This is a genomic window from Metapseudomonas phytobenefica (genome assembly GCF_043392685.1).
GTDB lineage: Bacteria > Pseudomonadota > Gammaproteobacteria > Pseudomonadales > Pseudomonadaceae > Metapseudomonas.
In genome coordinates, this window is the sequence record NZ_JBHZGM010000076.1 from 1 (window position 1) to 1,312 (window position 1,312).

The 1,312-nt window shown below is 67.1% G+C and carries 1 protein-coding gene; it reads right to left on the reverse strand.

The window, feature by feature from the left end:
• Positions 1-988 (reverse strand): L-serine ammonia-lyase (locus ACFW0B_RS25780; RefSeq protein ID WP_449151793.1); only part of this gene is annotated, 988 nt, incomplete at its 3' end.
• Between the last annotated feature and the right edge of the window lie 324 nt (positions 989-1,312).

Below are 1,312 nucleotides of genomic sequence, written 5' to 3' on the forward strand. Positions count from 1 at the left end.
AGAGGATGCCGATGGCGGCGGCGGTGAGCAGGAATCGCTCGACGCCGTCGTCATTGGCGCCGGGCACGAAGCGGCTGTAGTAGTGCAGCACCGCCGGGACGATGCCCGCCGCACCGTTGGTGGGCGCGGTGACCACGCGCCCGCCGGTGGCATTCTCCTCGTTCACCGCAAGGGCGTAGAGGTTGACCCAGTCGAGCACGCTGAGGCTGTCCTTGAGGGCGGCCTCCGGGCGCTCGCTGAGCTGGCGGTACAGCGCGGCGGCGCGGCGCTTGACCTTCAGTCCGCCGGGCATGATGCCTTCCTTGCGGCAGCCGGCTTTCACGCAGTCCTGCATCACCTGCCAAATCTTCATCAACCCGGCGCTGGTGTCCGCCGGGCTGCGCCAGGCCTTCTCGTTCTCGCGCATCAGGCTGCTGATGGACAGGCCTGTGGCGCTGCAATGGGCGAGCAGGTCCCGGGCGGTCTTGAACGGGTAGGGCAGCGGCGTGCTGTCCTCGACGATGCGGTCCAGGCCCGCGGCTTCCTCGTCCACCACGAAGCCGCCGCCCACCGAGTAGTACTCGCGGGAGCGGATCTGGATGCCGGCGTCGTCGAAGGCGCGGAAGATCATGCCGTTGGGGTGGTAGGGGAGCGGCTTGCGGATCAGCGCCAGGTGCTCCTTTTCCACGAAATGGATCGGCTTCTCGCCGCCCAGAAGCAGTTCGCCGCTCTCGCGGATACGCGCCAGGCGCTCATCCACGCTGTCGGTATCCACGCTATCCGGTTGTTCGCCTTCCAGGCCCAGCAGCACGGCCTTGTCGCTGCCGTGGCCCTTGCCAGTGGCGCCGAGGGAACCATACAGCTCCACCTTCAGGCACTGGGTGTCGTCCAGCAGGCTCTCGCGGCGCAGGCCTTCGACGAAGCGCGCGGCGGCGCGCATCGGGCCCACGGTATGGGAGCTGGATGGGCCAATGCCGATCTTGAACAGGTCGAAGACACTGAGGGACATGTCGCGCTCCTGAGCTTGTGCTCGGCTCTTTCTTATTAGTCAGCGTAGACAGCCCGGACGATCGGGCCCGAAGGTCCGACCGCCGAACTTCTTGTCTTGTGTCCGGACGCTGTAGGAGCGAGCTTGCTCGCGAATAGTTCGGGCAGAGTGCTTCGCCAGCAAGCTGGCTCCTACATGAGGGCCGTCAGGCGTCCTGGTAGGCCTCGATGGACGGGCAGGCGCAGACCAGGTTGCGGTCGCCGTAGACGTTGTCCACGCGGCCCACCGGCGGCCAGTACTTGCCGTCCACCAGGCTGGCGCTGGGGTACACGGCCAGTTCGCGGC